We start from the raw sequence: 24,570 nt of genomic DNA on the forward strand, positions 1-24,570 counted from the left end.
AGGTTACTGAATGTGTTGTACGTGCGTCGATGACGGAGACAGGCCGCGTCAAGCGACCGGCTCGCGAGAAAACACAAACATCGGACTGGTGTGGTGATGCGTCTCGCCCGGTTCGGCGTCGACGTCCGCGAACTCCAGTGCGTAGTCGTGCTTGCGCAAAAATGCGCGATAGCCGTACGGGTGCGTGCCGCTCAACCGGTTCCGGAATTCATGACGCAGATCGCCGAAAAGCTCGGCGATGATGGTTCGCGGCGGACAGCGCCCCAGCGTTTCCATGCCGCCCGATAGCGCATCGACTTCCGCGCCCTCGATATCCAGTTTCCAGATGTCGAACGCGCCATGCTCGCGCTGCAGCGCATCGATGGTCGTGGTCTGCACGGAAATCCTGCGGTGCGTGTCACCGAAAATATACGGAAACAGCGCAAGCACTTCGTCCTTCAGGCTCGATCCTTGATTGTGAGCCAGCGAAACGGTCATGGTCGCGTGCCCCGCATCGGAGGAGATAGCACGATCCACGGGCACGATACGGTCCGTCGCCAACGCCGCGAGCCTGGCATGGAGCTCGGGAATCGGCTCGGCGGCGATGACGCGACGCGCGCCAACCTCGAGCAGTTCGAGTGCCGTCACGCCGATATTCGCGCCGGCATCGAGCACCTGATCGCCCGCGCTGACGAATCGGCGGAACAGCGCCCGGTCTATATCACCTTGCGGATATCGAATATCCAGGATCAGCGAAGCCGCGTAGTACCTTTCGTGCCGGTGAGACAAATCGAACGTGATGGGTATCGCGCCGATTTCGAAAGTGACTTTTCCGCTGTCGCGGATGCTGCCTTCGATTTCCGTATAAAGCATCTCCCTCGTCGACATTACGCTCTCTTTTGTTAATGGGGGCATATGTGCCGTCCGCTCCGGCGCCTATCGTACTCGTGCACCGGGCAGGCTTCATACTACTTTCAATTACATTCCATTACCCTTTATTACAACACATTGCCACGCCCGATCATTTGACGCACCGTTGGCGATCCGGCATCCGAGGTCATCGATGCACGCCTTCGCGTATGCGCCGGATGCGAGTCATTCGCCCGAACCCGCTTCCTGCCGCGACATGCGGGTTGCGGCAGCCTGACGACACGGCGCGCGCACGATGTGGTGCATTACCCGACGCGCATCGACGGCTCAAGTCGTGCGGAGACGCCAATAGTGTCTGTCAGCATGCCGGGGGATGATCGGGATCGGACAGGCATGTGTCTCGATAGGCTTCGTCGACAGCACGCAGGAACGCCTCGCGTCCGTTTTCCAATGCCGTTGCCGTTTCCTCTTCGGGCGGTACGGGCATCACGCGACCATCGGGCGACATCGAATAGCCGAGATCGACGAATGCATCGTCCGGCGCGCGCTTCGTTCCGATCCAGTAGCCAATGGAAACTGAACTGGCAACCCCGGTCGCGCCGTTGTAACCGACTTCGAATCGTCCGGCTTTGAAGACGCGCGGCCGCATTTTTTCCGCATAGGCCAGAACTTCGGAAACCGTCGCGCCATCTTTTGTCCGATGCCGTTTGACCGTCTGTATCCAATTGGCTTCCGTGGCGGCAGGCAATACCTTTATCTTCGGAGATGCGAATATCGCATTCCCGTTTCCACACAGACAGGCGGCGACAACGGCGTGAACGGCAACGCGTGTGAAACGATCGATCGTGATTTTCATTAAACGGGGCTTGATGGGTTGAATCGATTTCGAATCTTACGATCATTGGCCAGGATACCGCGACGCCATCCCGCACCCCATCCCGGCACAGCCCCCGCCCAAGCGCTAAAATCCGCCGCCTGGGCATCCACGACGAGCAAGCGTTTTGACGGAGTTCGAGCAGGGTTTCATCCTCACCCGCCACTGGCGGGACATCGCGACCGGCATCGAGATCGAGTTCTGGCTGGCAACCGAACACGGTCCGCGCCGCGTGCGGTTGCGCCCGCAGGAAGCCGTCGCGTTCATTCCGGCCGAACAGCAGGCGCTCGCCGAACGCACGCTGGCCGGCGAGCGCGATGCCGAGTTGCGCCCGCTCGCGCTGCGCGACTTCCGGCAGCGCCCGGTCGTCGGCCTCTATTGCCGGCGCTACCGCCATCTGTCCGGGCTCCAGAAGCGCCTCGCCGCGGCCGGCGTCGACGTGTACGAAGCCGACGTGCAGCCGCCCGACCGCTACGCGATGGAGCGCTTCATCACCGCATGCGTGCAGTTTCGCGGCCAGCCCGGCAGCGACGGCACGCTGAGCGCCGCCGAACTGAAAACCGCGACCGGCTATCGCCCCGCGCTGCGCTGCGTGTCGCTCGACATCGAAACCAGCGTCCACGGCGAGCTGTATTCGATCGCGCTCGAAGGCTGCGGGCAACGGCAGGTCTACATGCTCGGGCCGCCGAACGGCGATGCCGATACCAGCGCCATCGACTTCCGCCTCGACTACTGCGACAGCCGGCCCGCGATGCTCGCGCGGCTCAACGACTGGTTCGACGAACACGATCCCGATGCGGTGATCGGCTGGAATCTCGTGCAGTTCGACCTGCGCATCCTGCACGCGCACGCGGAGCAATACGGCGTGCCGCTGAAGCTCGGGCGCGGCGGCAGCGTGCTCGACTGGCGCGCGCACGGTCAGCAGCCCGACCACTTCTTCGCGGGTGCGGCCGGCCGGCTGATCCTCGACGGCATCGACATGCTGAAATCCGCGACGTGGACGTTCCCGTCGTTCAGCCTCGAGTACGTGTCGCAGTCGCTGCTCGGCGAAGGCAAGTCGATCGACAACCCGTACCAGCGGATGGACGAGATCCAGCGCCGCTTCGATCACGACAAGCCCGCGCTCGCGCACTACAACCTGAAGGACTGCGAGCTCGTCACGCGGATCTTCGACAAGGCCGACCTGCTGTCCTTCGCGCTCGAACGCGCGAGCGTGACGGGGCTCGCGGCCGATCGCACCGGCGGGTCGGTCGCGGCGTTCACGCACCTGTACCTGCCGCGCATGCACCGGCTCGGTTATGTCGCGCCGAACCTCGGCGACGTGACGGGACAGAACAGCCCCGGCGGCTTCGTGATGGATTCGCGCCCGGGGCTCTACGACTCGGTGCTCGTGTTCGACTACAAGAGCCTCTATCCGTCGATCATCCGCACGTTCCTGATCGATCCGGTCGGCTTGATCGAAGGGCTCGCGAACCCCGGCGACGCCGCGTCGGTGCCCGGCTTTCTCGGCGCGCGTTTCTCGCGCGCCGCGCATTGCCTGCCCGATATCGTGCGCCGCGTGTGGGAAGGCCGCGACGACGCGAAGCGGCAGCGCAACGCGCCGCTGTCGCAGGCGCTGAAGATCATCATGAATTCGTTTTACGGCGTGCTCGGCTCGACGGGCTGCCGGTTCTTCGACCCGCGCCTCGCATCGTCGATCACGATGCGCGGCCACGAGATCATGCACCGCACACGCGAGCTGATCGAAGCTCAGGGTTACGAAGTGATTTACGGCGATACCGATTCGACGTTCGTGTGGCTCGGTCAAGCGCACGACGACGACGAAGCCGAACGCAAGGGCCGCGCGGTCGTCGAGCACGTGAACCGCTGGTGGCAGGCGCACCTGCGCGATCAGTTCGGACTCGAAAGCGCGCTGGAGCTGCAGTACGAGCGGCACTACCGACGGTTCCTGATGCCGACCGTGCGCGGCGCGGAAGAAGGGAGCAAGAAGCGCTACGCGGGCCTCGCGGCGGCGGCCGACGGCGGCGAAGACCTCGTCTTCAAGGGGCTCGAAACGGTGCGTACCGACTGGACGCCGCTCGCGCAGCAGTTTCAGCGCGAGCTGTACCGGCGCGTGTTCAGGCGCGAGCCGTACCAGGATTTCATCCGCGACTACGTGCAGCGCACGCTGGCCGGCGAATTCGACGACCAGCTCGTCTACCGCAAGCGCGTGCGCCGGCCGCTGCGCGAGTACGAGCGCAACGTGCCGCCGCACGTGCGCGCGGCGCGGATCGCCGACGAGTTCAACCACGCGCAGGGCCGGCCGCAGCAGTATCAGCGCGGCGGCTGGATCAGCTACGTGATGACGACGGCCGGCCCCGAGCCGCTCGAGACGATGCGCTCGCCGATCGACTACGGGTTCTACCTGAGCCGCCAGCTTCAGCCGGTCGCCGATGCGATCCTGCCGTTCCTGCGCGACGATTTCGAACGCGTCATCTCCGGGCAGGGGCAGCTGTTCGGCGACTGACGGCACGCTGGCGTGTCCGTCACTCTTGATCATTCTGGAAAACAGCTCGCCACGAATCGCCATTTATCCGGCCGGTCCGGGTTCCTAAACTTGTCTCGTCGGTTCAGCCAGGCGAATTCGCGCCGAACCGCAACGAAAACGTCTGAGGAAACCGTGAAATCCATCATCGTCACCATCGCCACTGTTGCCGCTACCGCCACCGCCCTTCTCGCCGCACCGGCCGCGTCTTACGCGCAGTCGTCGCACTCGACGCTCACGCGCGCACAAGTACGTCAGGAGCTGTTCGACCTCGAATCGGTCGGCTACGAGCCGGTCGCCGGCAACGGCGACAACTATCCGGGCGACATCGTCGCCGCGCAGGAACGCCTGGCAGCCAAGCGCCTCGCCGAACGCAAGAGCGCCGAAGCGGCGTACGGGTCGAACGGCGCACCGGGCATGGATTCGGGCGCGCCGGTAGCTGCGGCGGCGAAGCCGTAACGCGTTGCCGGTCGTTGCGGGGGGAGAATGCCGTTCCGGCTAAAATACCGGCCTGCCGCGCATCCTGCCGCGGCCGGAGAACCCCTATCATGACCGCACGTCGCGGAGCCGCGGTCGCCATCGCGCCCCACCACGAGACAGCCAGCCTGTCGAAAGCCCAGAAGACGTTCAATACGCTCGTCAAGCAGATCGAACAACGGCGCGAACGTCTCGGTGCATGGGACGCCGTTTTGCCGGTCTTCCAGAAAAAATTCGTCGACGGGCTGTTGCCGCTCGAACAGGCGTCGACGGCGTTGCGGATCGGCATGCTCCATCGGCTCGACGACGCTTTCCTGCAGAAAGGGTTGAGCAAGGCAGAACAACGCACCCTGTCCGAGCTGATCGTCGATATGGCGCGCAACCTGCTCGACGTCAGCGACGACGCGCAGTTGAAAGTCATCTACAACCGGCACAGCGCATCTGGCGATGACCGCACCACCGCTGTCGATCGCCAGCCGACGAAGCCGGCACCGGCGCCGACACCCGCCGCTGAACCGGCAGACGATCTCGACGCGCTATCGCCCGACGAACTCGCCGAGCGCATGCAAGTCGAACTGGACGAACAGTTCAAGCGGGACATGGCCCAGCACGAGGCCCGCGAAGCACAGCGCGCCAAGCGCAAGAAATCGCCCAAGCAATCGGCCGCGCAGGCCAAACGCGAAGCCGAGCAGGCCGAATCGAGCAAGTCGATCCGCGAGGTCTATCGCAAGCTGGCCAGCGCGCTGCACCCCGATCGCGAATCCGATCCTCGCGAACAGGAACGCAAGACCGTGCTGATGCAGCGGGTCAACCACGCTTATGCGAAAGGCAATCTCCTGCAGCTGCTGGAACTGCAGCTGGAGATCGAACAGATCGACCGGCGCGCGATCAACGGCCTCGGTGAAGACCGGTTGACGCGCTACAACGGCATCCTGGAGGAACAGATCCGCGAGCTGGATCAGGAGATCCAGCACGTGGAGGCCGATTTCCGGCGAACCTACGGCATCGCGCCGACCGTCAAGGTGGCGCCCGATACCGTCGTCCGCATGCTCACGCGCGACATTGCAGGCATGCAGCGCAGCAACCACGACCTGAGCATCGCGCTGCGCGAGTTCGACGATCCGGAAAAGGTCAGGGACTGGCTGAAGAACATGAAGCGCCGGCACGCATCGTCCCGCTTCGACGACGATTCGTTCTAAGCGCGCGGAACGGCGGCACGCTGCGCCGCCGCCCCTTCAAACGATCCGCCTTACGCCTTGTGCCCCGAAATCGGCCCCGCTTCGCCGGTCAGGTTGAGCACGCTGTCGATCCACGCGAGAAACGTCGAGAACGTGAAATCCGACCACTGCTGCGTGCGGAACGCCTTCATCACCGGCGTATCGGCCGGGTCCTGCTGGTTCAGCAGGTTGTCGACGAACGTGCCGATGTCCGCGTCAATGCCGTTCTCGTGGATCCCCGACCCGGTGAAGCTGACCGCCGTCACCTGGTGGTTGTCGATAAAGTCGTTGCGCGCCCACGGCATGAAATAACCAAAGTTCGGCAGCGGGTTCAGCGTCTGCTTCAGCCCGTCCAGTTCCTGCGCGAACATCGCGAGCGACAGCGAATCCTTCGTCGCGTCATCCGGCGCCGCGATCACGGCCGGCACGAACGCACGATAGTGATACGCGGCGATGATCTTGTCGCGCTGGTAGCTCGAAAAGCCGAAACGGTCATGCGGATAAGTCGCCGACAGCGCCGCGTACGCGCTCCCCATGTTGCCGGGATCGAAGTGGCTGGTCAGCCGGCTGTTCACGGTGATCATCCCGTCGGGCCCCGTCATCCCCCACTCGGTGCGCACCTTGTCGTACAGGCCGACCGACGGATGCGCGGCCGCATCCGCATCGAACGGCGTATTGAATACCGTGCCGGCATCGTCGAGCAGCGCGCTGTGCGCCTGCGGCTGCAGCGTGTTGCGCAGCGTCGCGTAGTTCGCGAGCGTGCCGTAGCCGCCCGCGCTCATCCCGTACACGAGCAGCCGGTTCGGCTTGCCCAGCCCGTGCGACACGAGCCACTGCGCGACGGCCTGGATGTTCTTCAGCCCGCTGTAGTGCTGCAGGCGCCAGTCGCCGGTCGGCGACGTGTAGTTGCGCACCGCGCTGCCCATGTGGATATCTCCGGTGCAATAGGGCACGAAAACCTGTGTCCACTGCTGCGTCTCGACCTTCGGTTCGCCGACGAGGATATGCGCGAGATCCATGCGCGTCAGCAGCGGCGACAGGAACGACGACAGCAGGCTCTCGTTCGCGGTGCCGTTCATGTAGTTGTGCGGGATGCCGTCCGGGTTGAAGCCGCCGAGGCCGGCCTCGGCACCGGTGGACGTCTGCGTGCAGGTGCCGTAGTCCCAACACGCGCCGCCCGGCTCCATCATGTACAGCAGGTTGTCCGACTGCGCGCGATTGACGTAGAAGCGCATCGGCGTGCCGTTGCCGCATGACGCGCCGCTGCTTTCCGGCAACGTCACTTCGTACCACGAATAATACGGAATCGACGGATCCGGCATCGTCGTATCGGCCGCGTGGCCGTTCAGTGCCGCGCAACCGAGCAGCGTCGCAACGGCGGCGCGCAGCAGGCATCGTGCTGATGACATCTCCCCTCCTTGTCGATGGACATGACGCGGCCGCCGGGCAGGGTCCCGGCGTCGCGGATTCGGCGCTCAGTGCGCGCCGGACGGTGAAGCGCCGTCGAACAGCTGGACACGCAGCGCCTGCAGGCGCTGCGCGATGACGGTCTGTTGCTGGTCGGGATCGGGAATGCTCGCCTGAACCTGCCGGACGACATCGCGGCTCTGCTGTTCGTATGCGAGATAACGCGGGTCCTGCGCCGGCGACGGGCCGACCGTCTGCTGCGCATACGCATCCCATTGCGCGCGCATCGAACGGAGCGCCGCGCCGCGTGTCGCGGGATCGGCTTCGGTATCCGTCAGCAGCGCCGCGCTGAGCGCTTCGGCCTGCACGGGCACGATCTCGTTGCGCGCGACATGGTCGGGCAGCTCGTCGAGAATCCGGTGCGCGAGCGCGGCGCGCTCGGCTTGCGGCAGGCTGTTGCGGCGATCGCCGTAGGCGGCAACTTCGTCGCGGAACCGCGCGAACGCGACGATGCGCTTCACTTCGGCGTCCGCGTCGGGCCGGCTCGCAAGGCTGCGGCGCAGCGCGTCGACGTCGAGCCGCCGTTCTTCGGGCCCCGGTGTCGCGGCCCCGGTGCCGAATGCATCGGCCGCGACGGACTGCACGCTCGCCGTCGTGCCCGGTGCGCCGGATGACGCAGCCTCGGCCGGTGTCGCCGCTTCGTATCGCCAGATCGCGACGGCCGCCACGCCGATCGCCACGATCGCGCCCGTACGCCGCCAGAGTGCCCTGTTCTTCTTCACGTCGCCTCCTCGTCACGTCATGCCGTTCTTCGCCGGTGCATCCGCGAGTAGGTTCTAGGTCGAATCCGGCACGCAGTCAAAAGCGGCGCTAGAACGCAGGCACTAAACCCGCGTGCAACGGACTTAGCTGGAAAAACGTTTGAAACGCTTTTCGTGGCCGCTCACGCGAACGCGCAACCTCGCGCGCCACGCCCGTCCGGCGGCGCTTCGGGCCGACACGTACCGCGCGCGTCGCGACACCAAGCAAGCCGCGGTCCAGCCGCGCGGCACACGTCGGCCGCGCCTCCGCGTGGCCGATACGGATGGCCGGATCGGACCCGTCGAACGACCCGCTGAGCGCTTGGTCGGCATTTTGGCCAGCCCTATGCTGATTTCCAACACGCGCCGAACGGTCGGCGCGCCGCCCCCTGAACCAGCCGAGCCCGTTCAATGAGCCGTGCAGACCTCCCGCATCGCGCACCCGCCGCCGTCCACGACTATCCCACCTATCGCAACGCGCTCGCGGGCCACCGGCTCCCCGCCGCGTTCGTCGATCTCGATTGCCTCGACGCGAACCTCGCCGACCTGAAGCGCCGTGCACGCGGCTTACCGATCCGGCTCGCGACGAAGTCGGTGCGCTCGCGTGAAGTAATCGGCGCGGTGCTGGCCGCCGGCCCGTTCATGCAGGGGCTGCTGTGCTATTCGGCCGCGGAAGCCGCGTGGCTAGCGGACGGCGGCTTCGACGACATCGTCGTCGCGTATCCGACCGTCGAGCCCGACGACCTGCGCGCGGTGGCCGCGCAACTCAGGCAGGGCCGCTCGATCACGCTGATGGTCGACGACAACGCGCAGGTCGACGCAATCGACCGGATTGCACACGAGGAACGCGTGACGATCCCGCTCGCGATCGATCTCGACATGTCGTCGGCATACCCGGGCCTGTACTTCGGCATGTACCGCTCGCCGGTGCGCGACGCCGCAAGCGCACTCGCGCTCGCGAACCGCATCGGCCAGCGGCAACACGTCCGGCTCGACGGATTGATGGGCTACGAAGGACAGATCGCCGGCGTCGCAGATACCGAGCCGGGCGGCGGCATGCGCAACGCGCTGGTGCGCTACCTGAAGCGCCGTTCGGCGCGCGAGATCAACGCGCGCCGCCACGCGGCCGTGCAGGCGCTCGCGGCCGCCGGCCACACGCTGCGCTTCGTGAACGGCGGCGGCACCGGCAGCTTCGAGAGCACGCTCGGCGACGCGTCGGTCACCGAGCTCGCGGCCGGCTCCGGCCTCTACGCGCCGGCGCTGTTCGATCACTACGCGGCGTTCCATGCGCAACCGGCCGCCGGCTTCGCGCTGCCGGTCGTGCGGATGCCGCAGGCGGGCATCGTGACCTGCTCGGGCGGCGGGTATATCGCATCCGGCCCGGCCGGCAAGAGCCGCCTGCCGCGGCCGTGGCTGCCGGCCGGCTGCACGCTGATCGGCAACGAGGGCGCGGGCGAGGTGCAGACGCCCGTGCGCGTGCCGCACGGTGTCGCGCCGGCGATCGGCGAGCCGATCCTGTTCCGCCACGCGAAGGCCGGCGAACTGTGCGAGCGCTTCAACACGCTGCTGCTGATCCGCGGCGGCCGTGTGGTCGGCGAGGCGCCCACCTATCGCGGCGAAGGCAAGAGCTTTTTCTAGCGGGCCGCACGACCCGTCATTCAAACCTTTCGACCCATTCGAACGACAACCACGGAGACAACGCCATGTGGCGCAACTGGTCGGGATATGTCTGCAGTCCTGATGCAACCGTATCGACGCCTGCGTCGCGCGCCGGGCTCGCGGCCGTGCTGCGCGACGCCGCGGCTGCCGGCGCCACCGTGCGCGCGGCCGGTGCCGGTCATTCGTTCTCGCCGCTCGTGCAGACCGACGACGTGATCCTGTCGCTCGACGCGATGCAGGGCGTGATCGACGTCGACCGCGACCGGCGCGTCGCGCGCGTACATGCCGGCACGCGGCTGTGGGCGCTGGGCCCCGCGCTCGCCGCGCACGGCCTTGCGATGGAGAACCTCGGCGACATCAACGTGCAGTCGATCGCCGGCGCGACCAGCACCGGCACGCACGGCACCGGCATCACGCTCGGCAACCTGTCGACGCAGATCGACAGCCTGACGTTCATGTGCGCGGACGGCAGCGAGATCCGCGCAACGGCCGACACGCATCCCGAGCTGTTCGCGGGCGGCCGGATCGGGCTCGGCGCGCTCGGCGTGCTGACCGAGATCGGCCTGCGCCTCGTGCCCGCGTTCCGGCTGCGCCTCGAACGCGGCGGCATGCGGCTCGACGACTGCCTCGCGCAAACGGACACGCTGATCGCGAAACACCGCTCGTTCGAGTTCTACTGGTTCCCGCATACGGACACCGTGCTGACCAAGGCATGGGACATGACCGACGAGCCGGCCGACGCCGTGCACTGGGCAAGCCGCGCATCCGAGTCGTTCCTCGAGAACACCGTCTTCGGCGCGCTGTGCGGGCTCGGCAAGCGCGTGCCGTCGCTGTGCCCGTCGCTGAGCCGGCTGTGTGCGTCGACCGTGTCGGCCGGCCGGCACGTGGATGCGAGTTACGCGATGCTGTCGACGGTGCGCCGCGTGCGCTTCAACGAAATGGAATGGTCGGTGCCGGCCGAGCGCGGCGCCGATGCGCTGCGGGAAATCCGCGCGTTCATCGCGCGCCGCAGCTTCCCACTGATGTTCCCGATCGAATACCGCTGGGTGCGCGGCGACGACATCTGGCTGAGCCCCGACTACGGGCGCGACAGCGTGCGCATCTCGGTGCACCAGTATCGCGGGATGCCGTTCGACGCGTACTTCTCGGGCGTGCAGGCGATCTGCCGCAATCACGGCGGGCGGCCGCACTGGGGCAAGGTACATGCGCTGAAAGCCGCCGAGCTCGCGGCGTGCTACCCGCATTGGGACGATTTCCTCGCGCTGCGTGAACGGATGGACCCGCACGGCCGCTTCCTGACGCCGTACCTGCGCACGCTGTTCGGCCTGCGGCAGCGCGCAACCGCCGCCGCCGCGCCGGCCGGCCGAGGGACACACCCGATGCCCGAAACGGCCCGCGTCGAGCAAGATCGGCCGCGATCCAACCAGGAGGCCTCATGACCACAGCCACCCTGCGCATGACCGCGCAGTCGCGCCCCGATCCGTCGACCGGCGCCGTCGTCCGCCTCGCGCTCGCGTTCGCGGCGGCCACCAACGGCCTGATCCTGTCGCCGTTCCTCGTCGCGGCCGTGATGACGCGCTTCCGGCTCGACGAAGGCACCGCGACCGCGCTCGTCAGCGCCGAGATCCTCGGCATCGCGATCAGCTGCGCGCTGCTGTCGCACCGGATCGCACGCGCCGCGCGGCCGTTCACGCTGGCCGGCGTGGCCGGCACGATCGCGGGCCAGGTGCTCAGCGCGATCGCGCCCGGCCTCGTGTCGGCAGCCGCCGCGCGCGGGATGACAGGGCTGTTCGAAGGGATGCTGTTCGTGGTCGTCGCATCCGGCGTGTCGCAGCGTGCGTCGACCGACCGCCTGTGGGGGCAAATCAACCTGCTCGCGGGCGGCATCAACGGCGGCATCCTCGTGCTGATCTCCGCGCTGCCGGCCGCGTGGCTCGGGCGCTGGGTGTTCGCGCTGCTGGCGGCCGTCGTCGCCGTGCTGGCGCCCGCGATCCGCGGCATCGATGCGTTCGCGAGCGCGCAGTCGCAGGCCCGCTCGCGCGGCCATGCGCTGCCGTGGCGGCCGGTCATTGCGATCTGGGTCGTGACCGCGCTCGTCTACGGCGTGCAGGCGTCGCAGTGGGCGATCGCCGGCTTCGTCGGCGAGCGGGCCGGGTTGTCGCCGACGACGATCGGCGTGCTGCTGTCGGTATCGTCGCTGCTCGGCTTCGTCGGCGCGGCGATTCCGTCGCACCCGGCCAGCCACAAGCACCGCCTCGCGCTGATCTGGGCCGCGCAGCTCGCGATGATCGCGTCGATCGAATGGTTCTTCGGCGCGCGCGGCGGCCATGCGTACTTCCTGAGCCAGTTCGTGCTGAACAGCGCGTTCTTCGTGATCGTGCCGTTCCTCACCGGGATGCTGTCCGACGTCGACCCGGACGGCTCGCTGGTGGCGCGCACGCTCGTCGTCACGTTCTTCGCGGCCGGCATCGGCACCGCGCTGTCCGGCGCGCTGCTCGACCGCTTCGGCGGCACCCACGTCGCGCACGTGCTGTGCGTGGCCGTGCTGGCCGCGGCGCCGTTCGTGCGGCTCGCGCTGCGCCGCGCGGCGCCCGGCACCGTGGCCCGCGCGTCGCCCTGACCGCACTGCGTCATGCGCTGGCCGCGACGCACCACGAGATTGGCCGCCGCGGCCTTGGCCCGCAAAAATTTGGCTTTCTACAGTCGTTTCCGGCGGTGCAATGCCGCCCGCCCCCTGTTCCATCCGGAGTCCCGAATGAATCGTCCCGATAGCGTTCGCGTGGCATGCTGCGCGATGATGGTCCTGGCCGGTACCGGCGCGCACGCGCAAAGCAACGTGACGCTCTACGGCGTGATCGACGCGGGCATCCGCTACGAAACGCATGGCGTGTCCTACGGCGCCGACGGCACGCCGGTATCGACCGGCCGCAAGATCTCGATGGCCGACGGCGGCGGCCTGACCGAAAGCTACTGGGGCCTCAAAGGCAACGAAGACCTGGGCGGCGGGCTGTCCGCGCAGTTCAACATCGAGAGCCACTTCGGCCCGAACAGCGGCAGCATCGTGCCGGCCGGCTCGCCGAACTTCTTCCAGGTCGCGTACGTGGGGCTGACGTCGACGTCGCTCGGCCAGCTCTCGCTCGGCCGTCAGTACAACGTGCCGTTCGAGATGGTATCGCTGACCTACGGCTCGAACCTGTGGGCCGGCCCGCAGGACCCGTACTTCAACCTGTTCAAGCCCGAACAGACGATGCTCGCGGCCGCGCGCACCAGCAACATGATCCAGTACGGCGCGCAGCTCGGCAGCCTGTACCTGCTCGCGCAGTACGCGCCGGGCGGCCATGCGGGCGGTGGCGTGCTCGGCAGCCAGCTCGGCGGGGCTGTCGCATACGCGCCGGACAAGGGGCCGTTCACGGTCGGCGCATCGTTCATGCGCAGCTGGGACGACGTCACGCACGGGAAGTTCGACGTCTATGGCGGCGGCGGCTCGGTGACGCTCGGCAACGCGACCGTCAACGCCGGTTATATCGAGAACGCGCGCGACAACGACTTCACGTCGTTCGAGAACGGCCCGTTCAGCCCGACCGACCTCGCGGGGCTCGGCATCATCTCGCCCGCGCAGGTGGTCGACCCGACGGTGCCCGGCGGCTTCCGCCGCCGCAAGATGGCGCTCGCGGGGCTCACGTACCGCTTCACGCCGGCGTTCACGGCGGCCGTCAACGCGTGGTGGACCACGCAGTCCGGCTATACGTCGGACTTCGACGGCCGCGCGCGCCAGTTTCAGGTGATCGCCGGCTACAACCTGTCGAAGCGCAGCATGCTTTACGCGGAAGTCGACTACGCGATCTACCGCGGCGGGCTGATCGGCGCACAGCTCGTCGGCGTGAACGGGCAATCGCCGAGCACCAGCACCACGCAGCTCGGCGCGACGGTCGGGCTGCGCCACTACTTCTGAAGCGGGGTCGTATGGCATGTGGCCGATAACGGCCGGGGCGGCACCCCGGCCGGGCGGGACGAGTACAATCCGTGGAAAAAAACACGGAGCATCCATGGACGATACCGCCCGTTATACGACGGCGAATCTGCCGGTCCATTTACTGCGGTGCCTCGCGGAGACAAGCAAGGAACTGGGCATCGATCCCGTGCGGCTGTGCCTCGGGCTCGGCTTCGACGTCGCCGACCTGTCGAATCCGTCGTGCCGGATTTCGTTGCGTCAGGCGAGCACGATGATCCGGCGCGCGCTCGAGATGGCGCCGGGGCGGGCGCTCGGCCTCGAACTCGGCACGAGCGAGACGATCGCATCGATCGGGCTGGTCGGTTACGCGATGCTGACGAGTCCCACGCTGAAGGACGCGATCACGGTCGGCCTCGAACTGCAGCGCCACACGGGGCCGCTGATGCGCTTCGACCTGGTGTCGGACGCGCGCTCGCTGTCGATCCGCGCGACCAACGTCTTCCTCGAACCGGACATCGAGGCGTTCCTCGTCGAGGAAGCGTTCGGCAGCTTCATGAAGATCGGGCGCTCGCTCGCGGGCCCCGCGTTCCAGCCGAAGGTCATCGATCTCAGCTACCCGCCGCCGGCTTACGCGGACCAGTACGCGCGCGTTTTTCCGTGCCCGGTGCGCTTCGAGCAGGAGCAGAACCTGCTGACGTGCGACGCGGCGCTCGGCCATCGCGCGATCGCGACGCACGATCCGCTCGCGCATCGCCAGGTGCTCGAATTCCTGCAGGACGCGCTGCCGCCCGAACCCGAGGGCACCGAGTTTCTCGAATCGATCGAACGGATCATGCGGCGCGACCTGCGCCATACGCCGTCGCTCGCCGCGATCGCCGCGCAGCTGTGCATGAGCGAGCGCACGCTGCGGCGGCGGTTGGCCGACCAGGGCGTGTCGTACCAGACGGTGATCGACACGATCCGCCGCAAGCGCGCGTTCACGTTGCTGAGCAACCCGCGGCTGTCGATCGAGGATGTCGCGCACGAAGTCGGGTTCAGCGACGCGCACAACTTCCGGCGCGCGTTCAAGCGCTGGACCGGGCACGGGCCGCGCGAAGGGCAGCGCACGCCGTTGTAACGGCGCCGCGCGCGGCGGCCGTTACGCCGCGCCCGCCAGCGAACGATCGAGCGCGACGAGCGTCTGGTACAGCACGCGCGTGCCGTCGAGCAGCTGCTGCGGCTCGATCCACTCCTCCGGGCAATGGCTGCGGCCGCCCAGGCACGGAATGAAGATCATCCCGATCGGCCCCGTCGGCGCGACGTACACGGCATCGTGCCCCGCGCCGCTCGGCAGGCGCATGCTCGGATAACCGAGCTGCGTGGCCGCCTGCTCGACCGCGTCCATCACGAGCGGCTGGCAGTCGGTCGGCCGCGCGCGGCTCACGTGCTCCGCGTGCGCGCTCAACCGCAACGCGTCGAGCCGCGCGGCCGCACCGGCCAGCAGCGCCTCGGGGAACGCGTCGAGCACCGCGTCGCTGTCGCTGCGCACTTCCAGCATCAGCTCGACCTGGCCCGGCACCGCGTTCGGCACGTTCGGCGTCATCGCGATCCGCCCGATCGTCGCCACGACGTAGTGCGGGTTGCCCGACAGCGCCGATGCACGCGCATGCGCGGCCTCGATCAGGTGCGCGGCGCCGACGAGCGCGTCGCGGCGGATATCCATCGGCGTGGTGCCCGCGTGGTCGGGCTGCCCGGTCACCGTGATCAGCACGCGCCGGATGCCGACGATGTTGGTCACGACGCCGATCGGCAAGCCGCGCGTTTCCAGCACGGGCCCCTGCTCGATATGCAGCTCGACGAACGCGGCCGTGCTGCCCGGCGCACGCAGCGGTTCGCGCAGCGCGTCCGGGTTGCCGCCGATACGTCGCAACGCTTCGGCGAGCGTTTCGCCTTCGGCGTTGGTCGCGCGCAGCATGCCGGCATCGAGGACGCCCGACAGCGCGCGGCTGCCGACGCACGAGATGCCGTAGTCGCTCGGTTCCTCGGACAGGAAGTCGATCACCTCGAACGGATGGTCGAGCACGATCCTCTGCTCGTTCAGCGTATGCGCGACCTCGATGCCGGCCAGCACGCCGATGATGCCGTCGAAGCGGCCGCCGCCGACGACCGTGTCGCAATGCGACCCCGTGACGAGCGGCTTGGTGCGGCGGCCACTGCCTTCGCGACGGCCGATCAGGTTGCCGCCCGCGTCCATCGATACCGCGAGTCCGGCTTCGGCGAACTGCGCGGCGAGCCACGCGCGCGCCTCGGTGAACAGCGGCGAGAACGCGCGGCGCGTCCACGGGACGTCGGGCCGCGTGAAGCGCGCGAGTTGCTCGACGCGCGCGTTCAGGCGCTCGGCGTTCAGGGGCGGAAAGACCGTCGGATTCATGCGTGCTCCGTTTGCGTGGCGATCGGCCGGCTGCCGTGCGGCTTCAGGAAGCGGCCCGAGCCTGCCGGATTGACGATGCGTGCGCCGTCGTACACGAGCGCGCCGCGACAGTAGGTGGCGGCGATGCGCACCGTGAATTCCATGCCCTCGAACGCGCTCCACTGCACGGCCGACAGGCTGTGCGACGGATCGAACGCGTAACGCTCGGGCGTGAGGATCACGAAATCCGCGTCGGCGCCGACGTCGAGCGACCCCTTGCGATCGTCGAGCAGGAAGTGCCGCGCCGGGTTCGTCGCCAGTAGCTCGGCCACGCGCGTCGGCGCGACACCGTGCTGCTCGCAGCCGGTCCAGAACGCCGGCAGCAGCGTTTCGAGCCCCGGGCCGCCCGACGCGTTACGGAACACGTTGGCGTCGCCCTTGCGTTCGAGCCCCCAGCTCACGTGATCCGACGACACGAACGTGCACTCGCCGCGCGCGATATGCGTCCACAGCAGTTCCTGCTCGGCGCGCGGGCGAATCGGCGGGTAGTGCTTCGTCTTCGCGCCGAAGCGCTTCGTATGCGTTTCGTGATCGAGCATCAGGTACTGCACGCAGGTCTCGATGCTCGCGCGATGGCCGCCCTGCCGGAACATGTTGCACAGCTCGAAGCCGCGCGACGTCGACACGTGCACCGCGTGCGCACGGGCGCCGGTCTCCGCGCCGATCTCGTAGATCAGTGCGGTCGCGAGGTTCTCGATCAGCGGCGGATGCGCGCGCAGGAACGCGTCCCAGCCCGTGTCGCCGGCCTCGATCATCCGCGTGATGTTCTTGCGCGTCAGGTCCTGCATCTGGTTGTGCACACCGCACGCGAGGCCCGACGGCGCGATCAGCCGGAACGCGTCGTACAGCACGTCCTCCTCGACCCGCGGGAACCGGCCGGGTGTCGCCTCGAACGTCGAGAACTTGAACGCGCAGACGCCGCCGTCGATCAGCCCGGCCGCCGCTTCGAGGCCGTGCTTCGCGTTGAGCGTGCCGTACAGCGCGACGTCGACGTGGCAATCGCGCTCGGCCTCCGCGATCTTGCGGTCGAGCTGCGCGCGCGACGCAACCGGTTCCGGATCGTCGTACGGCATGTCGACCATCACCGTCACGCCGCCCGCGGCCGCCGCGCGCGACGCATGGCCCAGCCCTTCCTGGTTCGCCTGGCTGGCCGCATGCACCTGCCCGTCGACGACGCCCGGCAGCACCCACTGCCCGCGCGCATCGATCGTGTCGCGCGCCGCCGGCGGCACGCCCGCGCCGCGCGCGGCGATCCGCCCACCCCGGATCGCAAGCCAGCCGTCGTCGACCACCTCGCGTGCGTCGACCAACCGGCCGCGCACCACCTGCTCGAATTCGCTCATCTGCGCCTCCTGCTTTTTTGATCACGAGCAGTTTAGGCAGCGCTCTGCCAGAATGTCTCATGCCGATTTATCGCCCCCACATAACATGGAGTTAAGGCTGTGCGTCTGAACCTGCGCCAGATCGAAGTGTTTCGCGCCATCATGCTGACCGGCTCGATCAGCGGCGCCGCGAAGCTGCTGCACGTGTCGCAGCCGGCGGTGTCCCGGCTCATTTCGTATGCGGAGCAGCGGCTCGGTCTCGCGCTGTTCGAGCGCATCAAGGGGCGGCTCTATCCGACGCCGGAAGCGCAGCGGCTGTTCGTCGAAGTCAACGCGGTGTACCAGGGCGTGCAGCGCGTCAACGAAATCGCCGAGGACCTGATCGAGAACCGGATGGGCCACCTGCGCATCGCGTGCAGCCCCAATCTCGGGCAATCGCTGCTGCCGCGCGCGATCGCGGCGTTCTACGAGCGCTTTCCCGACGTGCGCATCATTCTGCACACGATGATCCCGAGCGTGCTGCTGCAGGCGGTGCTCACGCAGCAGGTCGAGCTTGGCATCGCGTTCCTGCAGGACACGCACCCGAACGTCGAGAGCCGGCACCTCTATGAAAACCGGATGGTCGCGGCCGTGCCCGCGTCGCACCCGTTCGCGCGGCGCAAGACGCTGGCCGTGCGCGATCTCGCGAACCAGCCGCTGATCGGCTATGGCAGCGACATTCCGCTCGGGCAACTGGTGCGGCGGCTGTTCAGCGACGAAGGCCTGGTGCCGCAGGTCAAGATCGAAGTGCAGCAGGCGCACGTCGCGTGCGCGCTCGCGCAGGCCGGCACCGGCATCGCGCTGATCGACGAACTGACGGTCGCGGGGCCGGTGTGGCCGCAGATCGTCGTGAAGCCGATCGTGCCGACCATCGCCGCGCCGGTCAGCGTGCTGCACCCCGTGCTCGCCCCGCTGTCGCGCCTCGCGCACGAGTTCATCGACACGCTGCACGCGCTTTCCGCAGACGCATGAATTGCGGCGTTAACACGCCATCACGGGATTACCCTAGCCTTAACATCGCGTTATGAAGTCTCCATAAAATAGCAATAACGCTCAATATTCGGCGTCCCTAGAATCGTTTGGACAGTACCGCCACACAAGGCTTTCCGCCTGGCGCGTACGGCCTTTTTCCCCTCTCAGGACAAACGACACATGGGACGCATTCTGTCTTCGAAGGACGTCGAAGCCGCCGTCAAGGGCGGCTCGGTTTTCGCATGCGGCGGCGGCGGCTGGGCCGACCACGGCCGTGAACTCGGCACGCTCGCGGTCACGATCGGCCGCCCCGAACTGGTGACCATCGACGAATTGCCGGACGACGCGTGGATCGCCACGGCCGCCGCGATCGGCGCGCCGGGCGGCCTCACCGACTGGCAAATGCTCGGCGCCGATTACGTGAAGGCCGCGCAGCTCGTGCAGGAAGCACTCGGTGCGCCGCTCGCGGGGCTCATCATCGGGCAGAACGGGATGTCGAGCACGCTGAACGCGTGGCTTCCGTCCGCGCTGCTCGGCACCAAGGTGGTCGACGCGGTGGGCGACATCCGCGCGCATCCGACCGGCGACATGGGTTCGCTTGGCCTCGCGTCGAGCACCGCGCCGATGATCCAGGCGGCAGCCGGCGGCAACCGCGCGCAGCATGCGTACATGGAAGTGGTCGTGCGCGGCGCGACCGCGAGAGTGTCGCCGGTACTGCGCAAAGCGGCCGACATGGCCGGCGGCTTCATCGCGAGCTGCCGCAACCCGATTCGCGCGTCGTACGTGCGTCAGCATGCGGCGCTCGGCGGCATCAGCCGCGCGCTCGCGCTCGGCGAGGCGATCATCGACGCCGAGCGGCGCGGCGGCAGCGCGGTGATCGATGCGATCTGCGCGGCCACGCACGGCGAGATCATCGCGAGCGGCAAGGTCGAGCGCAACACGCTCGAATACACGCGCGAGGCGTTCGACGTCGGCCTCGTCTATCTCGGCAGCGGCGCGCAGCGCGCGGTCATTCATGTGATGAACGAGCACATGGCGGTGGACGACGCGCACGGCGAGCGGATCGCGACCTACCCCGACGTGATCACGACGCTCGACAGCGAAGGCCGCCCCGTCAGCGCCGGGCAGCTGAAGGAAGGGATGGAGATCCACGTGCTGCGGGTGGCGAAAGCGCATATTCCGCTGTCGTCGTCGGTGTTCGATCCGGCGGTCTATCCGCCGGTCGAAGCGGCGCTCGGCATCTCGATCGCCAACTACGCGCTCGCGCGCTGAACGGAGGGCGACACCATGACCCGCACCTTCGAAGTCACGTCCGGCAACACGCTGCGCTGCAAGGGCTGGCGCCAGGAAGCGCTGCTGCGCCTGCTCGAGAACGTGCTCGCCGTCGGCGAGGACCCCGAACAATTGATCGTCTACGCGGCGCTCGGCCGCGCGGCGCGCGACTGGCCGTCGCACGACGCGATCGTGCACACGCTGAAGACGATGGACGAGGACCACACGCTCGTCGTCCAGTCCGGCAAGCCCGTCGCGCTGCTGCGCACGCATGCGAGCGCGCCGCTCGTCGTGATGGCGAACTGCAACCTGATCGGCCAGTGGGCGAAAGCCGAGCACTTCTACGAACTGGAACGGCGCAACCTGATCTGCTGGGGCGGGCTGACGGCCGGCGACTGGCAGTACATCGGCTCGCAGGGCGTGATCCAGGGCACCTACGAGATCTTCTCGCGAATCGCCGAGCGCCATTTCGACAACGACCTGCGCGGGCGCTTCATCCTGACCGCCGGCCTCGGCGGGATGGGCGGCGCGCAACCGCTCGCGGGCCGCATGGCGAACGCGGCGACGCTCGTCGTCGAGATCGACCAGACGCGCATCGACAAGCGGCTGCAGATCGGCTTTCTCGAACGCCAGGCGCGCGATCTCGACGAGGCGCTTGCGCTGATCCGCGACGCGCAGGCGCGGCGCGAGCCGATCTCGGTCGGCCTGCTCGGCAACGCGGCCGACGTATTCCCGGCGATCCTCGCGCGCGGCGTCGTGCCCGACATCGTCACCGACCAGACGGCCGCGCACGATCTCGTGTACGGCTACGTGCCGTCCGGCTTCACGCTCGACGAAGTGCGCGCGCTGCGCGACAGCGACCGCACGCGGCTGATGGACGCGAGCCGCGCGTCGATCGTGCGTCACGTCGAGGCCATGCTCGGCTTCAAGGATCGCGGCGCGATCGTGTTCGACAACGGCAACCTGATCCGCACGCATGCGAAGGACGGCGGCGTGGCGCGCGCGTTCGAGATCCCGGTGTTCACCGAGGCGTTCCTGCGCCCGCTGTTCTGCCGCGCGATCGGCCCGTTCCGCTGGATCGCGCTGTCGAACGACCCGAACGACATCCGCGTCATCGACGACTACCTGCTCGCGCACTTCCCGGACAACCGGATCGTCACGAACTGGATCCAGCGCGCGCGCGAATGCGTGCCGTTCGAAGGCTTGCCGGCGCGGATCGCGTGGCTCGGCCACGGCGAGCGCACGCGGCTCGCGCTCGCGGTCAACGCGATGGTGCGCGACGGCGTGCTGGCCGGGCCGGTCGCGTTCACGCGCGACCATCTCGACGCCGGTGCAATGGCGCACCCGAACATCATGACCGAGAACCTGCGCGACGGCTCCGATGCGGTGGCCGACTGGCCGCTGCTGAACGCGATGATGAGCTGTTCGTCGATGGCCGATCTCGTCGCGATCCATTCGGGCGGCGGCGGCTACAGCGGCTACATGACGAGCGCGGGCATCACCGTGGTCGCCGACGGCAGCGCGGCGGCGAACGAGCGGCTGACGCTGTCGATGACCAACGACACCGCGCTCGGGGTGATCCGCTACGCGGACGCCGGCTACGAAGAAGCGCTCGATGAAGCGGAACGCAAGCAGATTCCGCATATCCGGCTGTAATTCCGTCCCGCACGACGACAGGAGATCGAAGTGAAGCAAACCGCGGTTCCCCTCGACACGGCCACGGCCGTGTCGCCCCCTGCCACAAGTGCCGGGCGAGCAATCGCCGCGGCCTCGATCGGCAACGCGCTGGAGTGGTACGACTTTTCCGTCTACGCGTTCTTTGCCGTGTACATCGCACAGAACTTCTTCCATCGCGGCGACACGGGCACCGAGCTGGTCGAGGCGTTCATGGCGTTCGGGATCGGCTTCATCGCGCGGCCGCTCGGTGCGCTCGCGATCGGCGTGTACGGCGATCGTGCGGGCCGCAAGGCCGCGCTCACGCTGACCATCCTCGTGATGGCGGCCGGCACGGCCATCATCGCGTTCGCGCCGCCGTTCACCGCGATCGGCGTCGGCGCGCCGCTGCTGATCCTGTGCGGCCGCCTGCTGCAGGGTTTCTCGGCCGGCGGCGAAGTCGGCGGCGCGGCGGCGTTCCTGATCGAGCACGCGCCGGCGGACCGCAAGGGTCGTTACGCGTCGTGGCTGCAGGCCAGCATGGCCGCGTCGAACATCCTCGGCGCGCTGGTCGCCACCGGCGTGACGCTCACGCTGTCGCGCGAACAGATCGGCGACTGGGGCTGGCGGATTCCGTTCATCCTCGGTCTCGCGATCGCGCCGGTCGGCCTGTGGCTGCGCAAGACGCTCGACGAAACGCCGCATTTCCGCGCGGAGATGGCGCGTGCCGCGCGCGCACCGGCCGAGCGCAAGACGCCGCTGCTGCAGGTCGTGCGCGACTATCCGCGTGCGCTCGTGGTCGGTACCGGGTTCTCGGTATTGTGGGCCGTCTGCGTGTATGCGCTGGTGATCTACATGCCGACCCACGTGCAGCGCGCGCTGCACTTCGACGGGCGCGACGCGTTCATCGCGTCGCTGGTCGGCAACTGCCTGATGGCCGTCACCTGCGTGTGCGCGGGCAGCTGGTCGGATCGCTTCGGCCGGCGCAAGGTGCTCACGGCCGGCGCGCTGCTGATGCTCGTGTCGGTGTATCCGCTGCTGCGCTGGCTCGCCGACGTGCACACGCTCGCCGCGCTGATCACGGTGCAGAGCGCGTTCTGCGTGATGGTCGCGATCTTCACGGGCGTCGCGCCGGCCGCGTTGTCGGAGCTGTTCCCGACCCGCGTGCGCGCGACCGGCATGTCCCTGTCCTACAACATCGCCACGACGATCTTCGGCGGCTTCGCGCCCGCGATCCTCGCGTGGCTCACGCAACGGTCCGGCAACCCGTTCGCGCCTGCCTGGTATGTGATGGTCGCGAGCGTCATCGCGCTCGCGTCGATCGCCGCGCTGTCTTCCACGTCACGTCACGCCTGAAATCGGAGAACTGCTTCATGCAACGCTTCCTCATGCGGAGCGCGATCGCGCTCGCGCTTTTCGCCGCCGTCCCGGCCTTCGCGGACGTCACGCTCGACGGCCGGTCCGTCACGCCCGAATCGATCGCGCGCATCGCCGACGGCGAAGCCGTGTCGATTGCGCCCGCCGCCCGCCAGCGGGTCGTCGCCGCGCACGACGTGCTGCTGAAGGCCGCCGCGGCCGGCCAGCAGATCTACGGGCTGACGGTCGGCGTCGGCCTCAATAAAGACCGCGAGATGGTCGATGCGCACGGCAAGCTGTCGCAGGAGGTCATCGACGCGTCGACGCGCTTCAACATCGGGCTGATCCATGCGCATTCGGGCAGCGTCGGGCCCGACATGAGCGTGCGTGTGGCCCGCGCCGCGATGGCCGCGCGCCTGAACGCGATGCTCGACGGCGGCGCCGGCGTGCAACCGGCGATCGTCGACGCGTACGCGCAGTTCCTCAATCGCGGCGTCACGCCGGCAATGCCGGCGGACGGCTCGATCGGCGAAGCCGACATCACGATCCTGAGCCATGTCGGCCTCGCGATGCTCGGCGAAGGCGACGTGTATTACCAGGGCCGCAAGCTCGCGGCCGCCGACGCGCTGAAGTCGGCCGGCATCGCGACGATCCATCCGTACGGCAAGGACGCGCTCGCGATCCTCAGTTCCAACGCGTATTCGGCCGGCATGGCGGCGCTGGCGCTCACCGACATGGCGCGCCTCGCGCAGGTGTCGAAGCTCGTGTTCGCGCTGAGCCTGCAAGGGCTGAACGGTAATGTGTCGCCGTTCCGCGAGGACACGCTGGCGCTGCGGCCGTTCCCGGCCACGCTGCGCGCCGGCGCGGCGCTGCGTACGCTGCTCGCGGGCAGCAGCCTGTGGAACAAGGACGCGGACCGGCCGCTGCAGGATCCGCTCAGCTTCCGTTCCGGCGTCTACCTGCTCGGCGAAGAGGATCGCACCTACGACGAAGCACGCGCGTTGCTGCAGGTCCAGCTCAATTCGAGCGACGACAATCCGGGCGTCGCGGTCGGCGTCACGCCGAAGTCGAACCGCGCGCAGGATGCGGCCGGTTATGTCGACGGCGGCGGCGCGGTGCTGCCGAGCGCGAACTTCGAGCCGCTGCCGTGGGTGCTCGCGTTCGAACAGCTCGGGCTCGCGCTCGGCCACAACGCACTCGCGTCCGCGCAACGCATCGTCAAGCTGAACGACCCGCACCTCACCGGCCTCTCGCGCTTCCTCGGCACCGAGGAAACCGTGCATGCGTTCGGTGCGATGGAGAAGCCGCCGACCGCGCTCGCGATGACGGTGAAGTCGCTCGCGATGCCCGTGTCGCTCGACTACCTGCCGGTGGCCGGCGGCATCGAGGACATCGCGACGAACGCGCCCGATGTCGTGCAGCGCGTGCAGAAGCAGATCGACGCGAGCTACACGCTGCTCGGCCTCGAACTCATCGAAGCCGCGCAAGCGATCGACCTGCGCCAGCGCAAGCAGCCGTCGTTCACGCTCGCGCCGGCCACGCAGCCGCTGTACCGCGCGCTGCGCACGAAGGTCGCGTTCCTCGAGCGCGACCGCCCGCTCACGCCCGACTTCCGGGCCGCCGATACGCTGCTGCGCGCGTATCGCGACTGAGCGACAGCGGCACAACACACCCCCTTCGTTTCACCGTTTTCCCGCCGCTGCGATCGTCGCTCGATCGCGGCGCGGGGGACGCACGTCCGCATGCAA

The 24,570-nt window shown here is 68.0% G+C and carries 19 protein-coding genes; 13 read left to right on the forward strand and 6 right to left on the reverse strand.

What is annotated here, in order from left to right; all coding sequences use genetic code 11:
* Window positions 1-48: 48 nt before the first annotated feature.
* Together ACTRWB_RS04610 and ACTRWB_RS04615 are read right to left on the reverse strand one after the other, a co-directional pair.
* On the reverse strand, window positions 49-867 hold the full coding sequence (locus tag ACTRWB_RS04610; protein ID WP_419688139.1) for an FkbM family methyltransferase: 819 nt from the start codon (window positions 865-867) through the stop codon (window positions 49-51).
* Window positions 868-1,207: 340 nt separating this feature from the next.
* Window positions 1,208-1,705 carry a hypothetical protein gene (locus tag ACTRWB_RS04615; RefSeq protein ID WP_446901096.1) on the reverse strand — a complete coding sequence of 166 codons (498 nt, stop codon included), beginning with the start codon at window positions 1,703-1,705 and terminating at the stop codon, window positions 1,208-1,210.
* Between the two features lie 145 nt (window positions 1,706-1,850).
* On the opposite strand from ACTRWB_RS04615, the gene ACTRWB_RS04620 reads away from it, so the two are divergent.
* The 3 genes from ACTRWB_RS04620 to ACTRWB_RS04630 all read left to right on the forward strand — a co-directional run bounded on the left by ACTRWB_RS04620 (window position 1,851) and on the right by ACTRWB_RS04630 (window position 5,923).
* Entirely contained in the window at window positions 1,851-4,229 is a 2,379-nt protein-coding gene (locus ACTRWB_RS04620; RefSeq protein WP_446901097.1) for a DNA polymerase II, read from the forward strand.
* A gap of 153 nt (window positions 4,230-4,382) precedes the next feature.
* Window positions 4,383-4,706 (forward strand): DUF4148 domain-containing protein, encoded by a 324-nt coding sequence (locus ACTRWB_RS04625; protein WP_446901098.1) that lies wholly within the window; start codon window positions 4,383-4,385, stop codon window positions 4,704-4,706.
* Window positions 4,707-4,795: 89 nt separating this feature from the next.
* Window positions 4,796-5,923: a J domain-containing protein gene (locus tag ACTRWB_RS04630; RefSeq protein WP_446901412.1), complete on the forward strand. Its 1,128-nt coding sequence runs from the start codon at window positions 4,796-4,798 to the stop codon at window positions 5,921-5,923.
* Window positions 5,924-5,973: 50 nt separating this feature from the next.
* Here ACTRWB_RS04630 and ACTRWB_RS04635 read toward each other — a convergent pair whose 3' ends face one another.
* A complete protein-coding gene (locus ACTRWB_RS04635; RefSeq protein ID WP_446901099.1) occupies window positions 5,974-7,350 on the reverse strand; it encodes a pectin acetylesterase-family hydrolase in 1,377 nt (458 codons plus the stop codon).
* A 66-nt stretch (window positions 7,351-7,416) separates the two neighbouring features.
* The gene (plcR, locus tag ACTRWB_RS04640; protein ID WP_446901100.1) at window positions 7,417-8,130 is read right to left on the reverse strand and encodes a phospholipase C accessory protein PlcR; all 714 of its coding nucleotides are present in this window, start codon (window positions 8,128-8,130) and stop codon (window positions 7,417-7,419) included.
* 429 nt (window positions 8,131-8,559) lie between these two features.
* Between plcR and ACTRWB_RS04645 the strand changes: the two genes are divergently transcribed.
* The 5 genes from ACTRWB_RS04645 to ACTRWB_RS04665 all read left to right on the forward strand — a co-directional run bounded on the left by ACTRWB_RS04645 (window position 8,560) and on the right by ACTRWB_RS04665 (window position 14,876).
* A complete protein-coding gene (locus tag ACTRWB_RS04645; protein WP_446901101.1) occupies window positions 8,560-9,786 on the forward strand; it encodes an amino acid deaminase/aldolase in 1,227 nt (408 codons plus the stop codon).
* 65 nt (window positions 9,787-9,851) lie between these two features.
* A complete protein-coding gene (locus ACTRWB_RS04650; RefSeq protein ID WP_446901102.1) occupies window positions 9,852-11,246 on the forward strand; it encodes a D-arabinono-1,4-lactone oxidase in 1,395 nt (464 codons plus the stop codon).
* Entirely contained in the window at window positions 11,243-12,427 is a 1,185-nt protein-coding gene (locus tag ACTRWB_RS04655) for an MFS transporter (protein ID WP_446901103.1), read from the forward strand. Before ACTRWB_RS04650 ends, ACTRWB_RS04655 begins: the two co-directional genes overlap by 4 nt.
* 135 nt (window positions 12,428-12,562) lie before the next feature.
* The gene (locus ACTRWB_RS04660) at window positions 12,563-13,759 is read left to right on the forward strand and encodes a porin (RefSeq protein ID WP_419688149.1); all 1,197 of its coding nucleotides are present in this window, start codon (window positions 12,563-12,565) and stop codon (window positions 13,757-13,759) included.
* 94 nt (window positions 13,760-13,853) lie between these two features.
* The gene (locus tag ACTRWB_RS04665) at window positions 13,854-14,876 is read left to right on the forward strand and encodes an AraC family transcriptional regulator (RefSeq protein ID WP_419688150.1); all 1,023 of its coding nucleotides are present in this window, start codon (window positions 13,854-13,856) and stop codon (window positions 14,874-14,876) included.
* A 21-nt stretch (window positions 14,877-14,897) separates the two neighbouring features.
* Here the strand turns inward: ACTRWB_RS04665 and ACTRWB_RS04670 are convergent, their stop codons facing one another.
* Both ACTRWB_RS04670 and ACTRWB_RS04675 read right to left on the reverse strand, forming a co-directional pair.
* Complete coding sequence (locus ACTRWB_RS04670) at window positions 14,898-16,169, reverse strand: allantoate amidohydrolase (protein WP_446901104.1); 1,272 nt, start codon at window positions 16,167-16,169, stop codon at window positions 14,898-14,900.
* Entirely contained in the window at window positions 16,166-17,551 is a 1,386-nt protein-coding gene (locus tag ACTRWB_RS04675; protein WP_446901105.1) for a dihydroorotase, read from the reverse strand. The genes ACTRWB_RS04670 and ACTRWB_RS04675 overlap by 4 nt, the downstream gene beginning before the upstream one ends.
* 99 nt (window positions 17,552-17,650) lie before the next feature.
* On the opposite strand from ACTRWB_RS04675, the gene ACTRWB_RS04680 reads away from it, so the two are divergent.
* From ACTRWB_RS04680 to ACTRWB_RS04700, 5 genes are all read left to right on the forward strand, one after another.
* Window positions 17,651-18,541 carry a LysR family transcriptional regulator gene (locus tag ACTRWB_RS04680; RefSeq protein WP_129516232.1) on the forward strand — a complete coding sequence of 297 codons (891 nt, stop codon included), beginning with the start codon at window positions 17,651-17,653 and terminating at the stop codon, window positions 18,539-18,541.
* 180 nt (window positions 18,542-18,721) lie between these two features.
* Window positions 18,722-19,813: a DUF917 domain-containing protein gene (locus ACTRWB_RS04685; RefSeq protein WP_446901106.1), complete on the forward strand. Its 1,092-nt coding sequence runs from the start codon at window positions 18,722-18,724 to the stop codon at window positions 19,811-19,813.
* A 15-nt stretch (window positions 19,814-19,828) separates the two neighbouring features.
* Window positions 19,829-21,469 (forward strand): urocanate hydratase, encoded by a 1,641-nt coding sequence (locus ACTRWB_RS04690; RefSeq protein WP_446901107.1) that lies wholly within the window; start codon window positions 19,829-19,831, stop codon window positions 21,467-21,469.
* Window positions 21,470-21,499: 30 nt separating this feature from the next.
* Window positions 21,500-22,822, forward strand: coding sequence for an MFS transporter (locus tag ACTRWB_RS04695; protein WP_446901108.1), 1,323 nt, complete (start codon window positions 21,500-21,502; stop codon window positions 22,820-22,822).
* Between the two features lie 17 nt (window positions 22,823-22,839).
* Complete coding sequence (locus ACTRWB_RS04700) at window positions 22,840-24,474, forward strand: HAL/PAL/TAL family ammonia-lyase (protein WP_446901109.1); 1,635 nt, start codon at window positions 22,840-22,842, stop codon at window positions 24,472-24,474.
* The last annotated feature ends 96 nt before the right edge of the window (window positions 24,475-24,570 follow it).

It is taken from the genome of Burkholderia sp. YIM B11467, from assembly GCF_052952715.1.

Bases quoted from the DNA above. Each gene is read 5' to 3' on its own strand.
- ACTRWB_RS04690 (WP_446901107.1), top strand. From the start codon at position 19,829: ATGACCCGCACCTTCGAAGTCACGTCCGGCAACACGCTGCGCTGCAAG.
- ACTRWB_RS04660 (WP_419688149.1), top strand. From the start codon at position 12,563: ATGAATCGTCCCGATAGCGTTCGCGTGGCATGCTGCGCGATGATGGTC.
- ACTRWB_RS04670 (WP_446901104.1), bottom strand. From the start codon at position 16,169: ATGAATCCGACGGTCTTTCCGCCCCTGAACGCCGAGCGCCTGAACGCG.
- ACTRWB_RS04655 (WP_446901103.1), top strand. From the start codon at position 11,243: ATGACCACAGCCACCCTGCGCATGACCGCGCAGTCGCGCCCCGATCCG.
- ACTRWB_RS04675 (WP_446901105.1), bottom strand. From the start codon at position 17,551: ATGAGCGAATTCGAGCAGGTGGTGCGCGGCCGGTTGGTCGACGCACGC.
- ACTRWB_RS04650 (WP_446901102.1), top strand. From the start codon at position 9,852: ATGTGGCGCAACTGGTCGGGATATGTCTGCAGTCCTGATGCAACCGTA.
- ACTRWB_RS04665 (WP_419688150.1), top strand. From the start codon at position 13,854: ATGGACGATACCGCCCGTTATACGACGGCGAATCTGCCGGTCCATTTA.
- ACTRWB_RS04700 (WP_446901109.1), top strand. From the start codon at position 22,840: ATGCAACGCTTCCTCATGCGGAGCGCGATCGCGCTCGCGCTTTTCGCC.
- ACTRWB_RS04615 (WP_446901096.1), bottom strand. From the start codon at position 1,705: ATGAAAATCACGATCGATCGTTTCACACGCGTTGCCGTTCACGCCGTT.
- ACTRWB_RS04630 (WP_446901412.1), top strand. From the start codon at position 4,796: ATGACCGCACGTCGCGGAGCCGCGGTCGCCATCGCGCCCCACCACGAG.
- ACTRWB_RS04645 (WP_446901101.1), top strand. From the start codon at position 8,560: ATGAGCCGTGCAGACCTCCCGCATCGCGCACCCGCCGCCGTCCACGAC.
- ACTRWB_RS04610 (WP_419688139.1), bottom strand. From the start codon at position 867: ATGTCGACGAGGGAGATGCTTTATACGGAAATCGAAGGCAGCATCCGC.
- ACTRWB_RS04685 (WP_446901106.1), top strand. From the start codon at position 18,722: ATGGGACGCATTCTGTCTTCGAAGGACGTCGAAGCCGCCGTCAAGGGC.
- ACTRWB_RS04635 (WP_446901099.1), bottom strand. From the start codon at position 7,350: ATGTCATCAGCACGATGCCTGCTGCGCGCCGCCGTTGCGACGCTGCTC.